Raw genomic sequence first — 8,950 nt, 5'->3', positions numbered from 1 at the left:
CGATTTGCTGTGGGATGAGTATAAGCGATCGCTTAATCCGGAAGAATACCCAGTTGATTTAAGCGAAAAATGTTGGAACAATAAAATGCGGAATATCCAGGAAGTGCGGGAATCGGTTCAAGAATTCACGAACAAATAAGGAGGATCCACATGTCGACATTACAACAGCAGATCATCAATGAATTGAAGGTACAGCCTTCTATTAATCCACAGGAAGAGATCAAGCGCACGGTCGAATTCCTCAAAGAATACTTACAACACCATTCATTTCTGAAAGGTTTTGTGCTTGGTATTTCGGGCGGACAGGATTCGACACTTGCCGGTAAACTGGCACAGATGGCAGTCGATGAACTGAACGAGGAAGCAGGCGATCAAATTTATAGTTTTTACGGTGTGCGCCTGCCATACGGCGTCCAATCCGATGAGCATGATGCACAGGATGCCATCAAATTTATCCAACCGACGAAAGTCTATACCATCAACATCAAAGAAGCTGTCGATGGCAGCGACCGCGCGCTAGAAGCGGAAGGCATCAAATTGACGGATTTTGCAAAAGGCAACGAAAAAGCGCGTGAACGCATGAAAGCGCAATATTCGGTTGCGGCCATGCACAATGCGGTCGTGCTCGGTACTGACCACGCAGCTGAAGCGATTACCGGTTTCTATACGAAATATGGCGATGGCGCAGCTGATGTAGTGCCATTGTTCCGATTGAATAAGCGTCAAGGACGTGAAATGCTGAAGGCACTTGGCTCGCCGGAGCATTTGTATACAAAAGTCCCGACAGCTGACTTGGAAGAAGACAAACCAGCCATTCCGGATGAAGTCGCGCTTGGCATCACCTACGAGCAAATCGACGACTATCTGGAAGGCAAGGAAATCGCTGAAGACGCACGTGAAAAGCTGGAAGGCTATTACTTGAAAACCCAGCATAAGCGCAATCTGCCGGTGACGATTTTCGATGACTTCTGGAAAAATAATTAATAAGACAACGGGAAAAGCATATGCTTTTCCCGTTTTTTCATTTTCAAGAGTGGTTCAAAGGAATCCTTCAAACCGGCATGCCGTGATGGCTCAGTTGAGTTATCGCCTGGAATCCGATATGATGGCAATAAGATTGTGATTATTCAAAACCTTTTTCACTTATATGGGAGGAACTGATATGAAAGCGACAGAACGATTAGGAAAAGTCATAGATAATATCGAAAAAGTGATTATCGGAAAACGCGAAATCGCCGAGTTGAGTCTGGTCGCTTTGTTATCGCATGGCCATGTTTTGCTTGAAGATGTTCCGGGCGTCGGCAAGACGATGCTTGTCCGGGCGCTGGCAAAATCAGTCGGGGCGGATTTCAAACGTATCCAGTTCACCCCGGACTTATTGCCTTCAGACGTAGTAGGCGTTTCCATCTATAACCCGAAAGACATGCAATTCCATTTCCGCCCTGGCCCGATCATGGGCAATATCGTCTTAGCGGATGAAATCAACCGGACGTCACCGAAAACGCAGTCCGCATTATTGGAAGCAATGGAAGAGGCGTCAGTTACGACAGATGGCGTGACGATGCAGATCCCGAAACCATTTTTCGTCATGGCGACACAAAACCCGATTGAATATGAAGGAACCTATCCATTGCCGGAAGCGCAATTGGACCGCTTTCTACTGAGAGTGAAAATGGGATACCCGACGAGGGAAGAAGAAATTGAAGTATTGACCCGTTCCCAGTCGATTCCGCCGATTGAAGAGCTTGAATCAGTGCTGACGCTCGAAGAACTGCTCAAATTGCAGGAAGAAGTGCGGACGATTCGCGTGGATGATACGATCCGTACTTATATTGTAGAATTGGCGACTCAAACCCGCCGCGACCCTTATGTCTATCTCGGCGTCAGCCCGCGCGGCTCGATTGCCTTGATGAAAGCGGCACAAGCTTATGCCATGCTCAAAGGGCGTGATTATGTCACGCCGGATGATATCCAGTACTTGGCGAAATTCGTCTTTGGCCATCGCATCATGCTCCGTTCGGAAGCCCGCTATGACGGGATTACAGCCGAAGAACTAACGGAACGCATCATTGCCAAAACGCGTGTGCCTGTACAAAGGCTTGTGAATCAATGAAGCGGGTCAAACAAATTTTAGGTTCGTCGGGCAGGATGATATTTGTGCTCATCCTGCTTTTTTTGACTTTTTCGTTCGCCATGTTCCAAGGCGGCTTCGTCAGTTGGTTCATTTTCTACGTATCTGTTCCTTTCATTCTTTATTCTGTCTTGTTGTCGTTCTATCCGTTGCGGAATTTGCGCGCAGAACGGGTAGTCCATACCCCGCGAGTGCGGAGTGGCCACCGTTTTTCGGCTACTGTCACCGTTCGGCGGGCGTTTCCGTTCCCGTTGCTTTACACCGTCCTCGAGGAACAGGCACAATCTGCACGACTTAAAGTCCGCATGGCCGATGCAGGCCGTCAGCTGCTGCTCCCGGGATTTCGCAGTGAATTTTCCTGGACTTATGAAATCGGGGAAATGCCAAGAGGCGAACATGTGTTAGAAGGCGTCACGGTAGAAACAAACGCCAGCTGCTGCCAGCCCGCCAGTCCGTCCTGGTTTATCCGAACACTGTTGACATGATGTACCGCCCGATCGGTTCCAGTTTTGACCAAGGTTCGATCGCGGCGCCATTTACTTTAGTGAAAGATACCACGATGGCGAGCGGTATCCGCGATTACCAGCCGGGAGACCGGGTCTCGTGGATACACTGGAAATCGTTTGCACGAACGCAGACGATGCGCACGAAAGAATTCGAAGACCGTCAATCGCAAGATTTGTTCTTGCTTGATGACCGTTCCCCATCCGAAAGCTTCGAAATTCAAGTTGAGCTGATCGCTTCGATTCTCACTTCTGTAGTGGCATCCCATGCCAGTGTCGCCTATTTATCCGCCGGCACGCCGCGCGCCTTTTTCCCGCTGATCCAAAGCGATGAACAATTGCAGCGCGCGCTCTATCATTTGGCGAAAGTCCAGGATGATTTGGACCGGCCGATCGAAGCGGTTGTCGGACAGGATTTGAAACAAGTCCGCGTGTCGAGCCTAGTCTATGTAACGGGTTCGTTGTCACGTGAAATGGTCGATGAAATCCGCCGGAACGTAACGAGCTTAAGCCAGTGCTTGTGCCTGGTCGTGACAGAAACAGGCGACTCGGTCACTCCAGAAGATGAAAAAAACCATCAATATGCAAGATCTAAAGGCTTCCACGTGAAAGTTATCGTGCCAGAGAATTTCGCTTCGGCGTTTATGGAGGCGAATCGTTCATGACATCGATCAGAAAAAATAAAGTATTTATGGGCTTATTGTATATTTTGGTATTTTTCTTGTTGTCTGAATGGCTGCGCCCTGTCATCGAATTAACCGAAACCGGCCATCACCGGCTGTTTTTGGCTTTTGTGGCATTGGGTCTCGTGATGGCATTCTTTGACATTCCGTGGTGGATCACTGGTCCCTTGAAGTTGTTCTATATTCTGTGGTTTATCGTCTATGTTTACACAGGAAATCTCTTCTTTACGGCAGAAAGCATACGGTTTATCGTGGAGCAGGCGAGCATTAGCTTATCGGCGCTCTTCAGCCAAGATTGGCAAGCGACAACTGATGTATTTCGCACCGTCCTGTTCTTTGCGCTATTGTGGATGGCCATCTATCTAATCCATTATTGGGTCAGTTTCCGGCTGAGCATCTTCCTTTTCTATCTATTGACGGTCATTTTCGTTGCTGTTCTGGATACATTCAGCCCTTATTCGGGCGATGCGGCGATTGTCCGCATCATGGTCATCGGCTTATTATTGGCAGGATTATTGCATTTGGCCAGATGGATGGAACGACACGGCGCAGCAGCGAAAACAGATAAACTGCTGGTCTTTTCGATTCCCTTATTACTACTGTTGGTCGCTTCGACCGCGCTTGCGTTTTATCTGCCAAAAGCAGATCCGATTTGGCCGGACCCTGTTCCATACATCACCTCCTATTCCGGAAAAGGGGGTGTCGGTGAAGGAGGCGTCGGGCGCATCGGTTACGGCGTTGATGATTCACAGCTTGGCGGCTCGTTCGTTTCTGATGATACGACTGTTTTCAGGGCGGAGGTCGAAGAAGGCCAGTACTGGAAAGTTGAAGTGAAAGATGTCTATACGACAAAGGGCTGGGAGCTTTCCGAAGAAGATGCGGATGAGCAGCTTTACCGAAACGGCGATGAAGTTACGACAGACTTTCCGCCAGCAGGAGAAGAGCGTTCTTCGGCCTTAGTGGATATGCAGCTACCGTTTCCGTTCGTTCTCTATCCTTACGGCACTGCTTCTTTCTTAATGGAAGAAACACTGGATTATCGTTATGATCCGGTCCAGCAGCGCTTTGACACATTGCAAGAGAATACAGCTTTTGAACCGGATGTCTATGAAGTGTTCTATAGCGAACCTTCTTACAGCCTGACAGCATTGCGTGAAACAGATACGGAACAACTGTCTGAACTGCCGCCGGAATACGACCGCTACTTGCAATTGCCTGATGAATTGCCGGAGCGGGTTGGGGAACTAGCGGAAGAAATCGCTGCCGGGTCAGATACCGTTTACGGCCAAGCACAGGCTGTCGAACGTTATTTCGGCACCAATGGCTTTGAATACAGCCAAAGCGATATCGCTGTTCCCGAGGAAGACCAAGACTATGTTGATCAATTCCTTTTTGAAACGCAGCGTGGGTATTGCGATAATTTCTCGACTTCGATGGTCGTCTTGTTGCGTTCATTGGATATTCCTGCCCGTTGGGTAAAAGGCTTCAATGAAGGCGAAGTCATCGATACAGTGGATGGCTACGACGTATACGAAGTCACCAATAATAACGCGCATTCTTGGGTAGAAGCTTATATGCCAGGCGTGGGCTGGATGATGTTCGAACCAACCATCGGCTTTACCGGTGCTTCATCGATTGATTTCGATTTGGAAATTGATACTTCCGAACCGGAAGAAGAGGAGATGCCGGACCGCCCTGAACCCGAACCTGAAGCACAGCCAGAACAACCGGACGACGGCGCAGGGGCAGATGCCGAACCGACAGCGGGTGAGCGTTTCCTTGCTTTTGTCTCCGAACAGGCTGGCAAGCTCATCGCAGCAACAATTGGTTTGCTATTGCTCGCATTCATGCTATTCAAGATCCGCAAGAAATGGATGCCCAAAGTGTTGATTCCTTATTACCGCCGTAAAGTAGGGGACGCGGAAACCTTTGAAAAAGCCTATCTGCGACTCTTGAAGCAACTGGAACTTTATGGAATAAAACGAGCGCCAGGCCAAACATTGCGCTCTTATGCTGAATACGTCGATTCATTCTTTGGAACGAAAGAGATGACTAAATTGACGGCAGCGTATGAAAAATCCGTTTACGGCGGGGACGCCGAATCAGTCGACTGGCCGAAACTGAAGGAAAGTTGGGAAAATTTAATCAATCGGACAAGCGGTTGATTTTGAAAACACTAGCCTGTACAATTGAGAAAATTATAGAATACAGTGCCCTCATATATGTCCGATGATACGGTTCGGATGTCTCTACCAAGTCACCGGAAATGACTTGACTATGAAGGCGGATGACGCATGCTTATTTACATGTGCATTCGCCTTTTTAACGTAGAGGACAAGAACGCGAGGAGTGATTTTTCGCGTTCTTTTTTATATTGTGGCCTGAATCGAATAGAAGAGGTGAAGGATTTGCCAGTCAGCCCTATGTTAAAGGAACAGAAAAAAATCGTCGTCTTGGATTTCGGCAGCCAATACAACCAATTGATCACTCGCCGCATCCGTGAAATCGGTGTCTATAGCGAACTCCACCCGCACACGATTACCGCGACAGAAATCAAGGAAATGAACGCAACAGGAATCATCTTCTCAGGCGGACCGAATTCCGTCTATGACGAAAATGCGTTCTCCATCGATCCGGAAATTTTTGAAATGGGATTGCCGATACTCGGCATCTGCTACGGCATGCAATTGATGGCATTGCGTATGGAAGGGAAAGTCGAGAAAGCTTCTAACCGCGAATACGGCAAAGCCGAATTGACCTTGACGAAAGAAAGCTCCATATTCAAAGATGTGCCAGAAGAACAAATCGTCTGGATGAGCCACGGCGACCTCGTCACAGCGGCTCCTCCTGGATTTGACGTCATCGCTACAAGCCCTGGCTGCCCGATTGCAGCAATGGCAAACGAAGAGCGTAAACTATACGGTGTCCAGTACCATCCGGAAGTCCGCCATTCCGTTTATGGAAACGAAATGCTCCGCCAGTTCGTCTTCGATGTCTGCGGCATGAAAGACGAATGGTCGATGGAAAACTACATCGAATTGGAAATCGCGAAAATTCGCGAGCAAGTAGGCGACAAGAAAGTCCTTTGCGCACTAAGCGGCGGCGTCGATTCTTCAGTTGTTGCCGTCTTGATCCACAAAGCAATCGGCGATCAATTGACGTGCATGTTCGTAGACCACGGCTTGCTCCGTAAAGGGGAAGCGGAAAGCGTCATGAAAACCTTCGCCGACGGTTTCCACATGAACGTTATCAAGATCGATGCCCGCGAGCGCTTCATGAAAAAACTTGAAGGCGTAAGCGACCCTGAACAGAAACGCAAAATCATCGGTAATGAATTCATCTATGTATTCGACGATGAAGCGGAGAAACTGAAAGGCATGGACTTCCTTGCCCAAGGGACGCTCTATACAGATATTATCGAAAGCGGCACAACGACTGCCCAAACAATCAAATCCCACCACAACGTGGGCGGGTTGCCTGAAGACATGCAATTCGAATTGATCGAACCGCTCAACACTTTGTTCAAAGATGAAGTGCGTGCGCTCGGCACCGAGCTTGGCATGCCGGATGAAATCGTTTGGCGCCAGCCATTCCCAGGCCCAGGCCTCGGCATTCGCATCATGGGGGCTGTCACTGAAGAAAAACTTGAAATCGTCCGCGAATCGGATTGGATTTTGCGCGATGAAATCAAAAAAGCCGGCCTTGATCGCGACGTCTGGCAATACTTCACGGTGCTTCCGGATATCCGCAGCGTCGGCGTCATGGGCGATGCCCGCACATACGATTATGCAATCGGTATCCGCGCAGTTACTTCAATCGATGGCATGACCTCCGACTGGGCGCGTATCCCATGGGATGTGCTCGAGAAAATCAGCGTCCGTCTCGTCAACGAAGTAGATCACATCAATCGCGTATTATACGATATTACGAGCAAGCCACCTGCAACCATCGAGTGGGAATAGAAACAAACGGCTGCCATTAGCAGCCGTTTTTCTATTTTACGAACTTTCAGTTAAAAAAATAGATAATTGTTCGTGTTTCACCTTGTCTTTCCATACCTATCGTGGTATTCTATAAATGAAATTAAATAAGCTTGTCGTATAAATTCAGGAATATGGCCTGAGAGTCTCTACCGGTTCACCGTAAATGATCCGACTACGATTTTTTGTCCGCCTTATAAAATAGGCGGACTCTCTGTTTTCGGGCGGGGATAATCGGACGCATACGGCAAATCGCTGTATGCGTTTTTTTCGTAGACTTATACAAAAGCATACGGAGGAATTATGTATGAAGAAGTATTTTCAATTTGAAGAACTTGGAACAAACTACCGTCAGGAATTCATCGGCGGTTTAACAACATTTTTGGCAATGGCTTATATCTTGGTTGTCAATCCGTTGACGCTGACGATGGACTCGATTCCTGATTTAGATCCTGCCCTCCGAATGGATTACGGAGCAGTATTTATGGCAACGGCTTTAGCAGCCGCTATCGGTAGCCTGTTAATGGGGATCGTCGCTAAATACCCGCTCGCTCTAGCACCGGGGATGGGGCTCAACGCTTTCTTCTCCTATACAGTTGTTCTTACGTACGGAGTGCCTTGGCAAACTGCGTTGACCGGGGTGCTGGTTTCCGGATTGATCTTTATTCTGCTGACCTTGTCAGGCATCCGTGAAACAATCATCAACGCCATCCCGGCCCAACTGAAATATGCAGTCGGTGCCGGTATCGGGCTTTACATCACGTTTATCGGTCTACAGAATGCGGGGATCGTTGTAGGGAATCCCGATACACTTGTTGGGCTCGGCGATTTGACGACCGGTTCAGCTCTGCTCGCGATTTTCGGTTTGTTTGTCACAGTGATCATGATGGTTCGCGGAGTGAAGGGTGGAATTTTCTTCGGGATTTTAATCGCTGCAGTAGTCGGGATGATCTTCCAAGTAATCAGCTTGCCGACTGCCATCATCGATTTGAATGTTCCAAGCCTTGCGCCGACATTCGGCGTCGCGCTAGAACCAATCTTCAATGATCCTGGTTCATTGATGACCATTCAATTCTTGGTTATCGTCCTCACATTTTTGTTTGTAGACTTTTTTGATACAGCTGGAACATTGGTGGCAGTTGCAAACCAAGCGGGCTTGATGAAAGATAATAAATTACCGCGTGCAGGAAAAGCTTTGCTCTCTGATTCAATTGCAACAGTTAGCGGGGCAATCTTCGGAACATCGACAACGACTTCGTACATTGAATCGACATCAGGCGTAGCAGCCGGAGCTCGTTCCGGTTTTGCTTCAGTAGTTACTGGAATCCTCTTCTTGGTTGCGATTCTTTTCTATCCATTATTGTCAGTGATTACGAGTGCGGTCACGGCGCCGGCGTTGATCATCGTCGGAGTCTTGATGGTGTCAGCTCTTGGACAGATTGAATGGGGTAAATTTGAAATTGCTGTTCCAGCGTTTCTTACAATGATCGCGATGCCGCTCGGTTATAGTATCGCAACGGGAATCGCAATCGGATTCATTTTCTATCCGATCACGATGATGGTCGCGGGCAGAAGAAAAGAAATTCATCCTATCATGTATGGATTGTTTGTTATCTTCGTTTTGTATTTTATATTTCTTGCTTAAAGAGAAGC

8 protein-coding genes and 2 riboswitches are annotated in these 8,950 nt (G+C 48.2%); all 8 genes read left to right on the top strand.

The annotated features are described in order from the left end of the window. A partial coding sequence (locus ON064_RS15240; protein WP_274625447.1) for a hypothetical protein occupies positions 1-139 on the top strand: 139 nt, incomplete at its 5' end. An 11-nt stretch (positions 140-150) separates the two neighbouring features. After that, positions 151-984 carry an ammonia-dependent NAD(+) synthetase gene (gene nadE, locus ON064_RS15235; protein WP_274625446.1) on the top strand — a complete coding sequence of 278 codons (834 nt, stop codon included), beginning with the start codon at positions 151-153 and terminating at the stop codon, positions 982-984. 178 nt (positions 985-1,162) lie between these two features. Then, entirely contained in the window at positions 1,163-2,113 is a 951-nt protein-coding gene (locus ON064_RS15230) for an AAA family ATPase (protein WP_101189847.1), read from the top strand. 44 nt (positions 2,114-2,157) lie between these two features. After that, complete coding sequence (locus ON064_RS15225) at positions 2,158-2,616, top strand: hypothetical protein (protein ID WP_274625445.1); 459 nt, start codon at positions 2,158-2,160, stop codon at positions 2,614-2,616. After that, positions 2,613-3,299, top strand: a complete 687-nt coding sequence (locus tag ON064_RS15220; protein ID WP_274625444.1) for a DUF58 domain-containing protein — start codon at positions 2,613-2,615, stop codon at positions 3,297-3,299. The genes ON064_RS15225 and ON064_RS15220 overlap by 4 nt, the downstream gene beginning before the upstream one ends. Next, positions 3,296-5,482 (top strand): transglutaminase TgpA family protein, encoded by a 2,187-nt coding sequence (locus ON064_RS15215; RefSeq protein ID WP_274625443.1) that lies wholly within the window; start codon positions 3,296-3,298, stop codon positions 5,480-5,482. Before ON064_RS15220 ends, ON064_RS15215 begins: the two co-directional genes overlap by 4 nt. Positions 5,483-5,513: 31 nt before the next feature. Beyond that, positions 5,514-5,615: riboswitch (purine riboswitch) on the top strand. Positions 5,616-5,740: 125 nt separating this feature from the next. Continuing rightward, positions 5,741-7,279, top strand: coding sequence for a glutamine-hydrolyzing GMP synthase (gene guaA, locus ON064_RS15210; protein WP_101189849.1), 1,539 nt, complete (start codon positions 5,741-5,743; stop codon positions 7,277-7,279). A 114-nt stretch (positions 7,280-7,393) separates the two neighbouring features. Then, positions 7,394-7,495: riboswitch (purine riboswitch) on the top strand. Positions 7,496-7,604: 109 nt separating this feature from the next. Further along, positions 7,605-8,942: an NCS2 family permease gene (locus tag ON064_RS15205; protein ID WP_274625442.1), complete on the top strand. Its 1,338-nt coding sequence runs from the start codon at positions 7,605-7,607 to the stop codon at positions 8,940-8,942. The last annotated feature ends 8 nt before the right edge of the window (positions 8,943-8,950 follow it).

It is taken from the genome of Planococcus sp. A6 (assembly GCF_028823615.1).
In the GTDB taxonomy this organism is placed as follows: Bacteria; Bacillota; Bacilli; order Bacillales_A; family Planococcaceae; genus Planococcus.
Note: the sequence above shows the minus strand (reverse complement) of the source record. Positions and strands in the feature narration are given on the sequence as shown.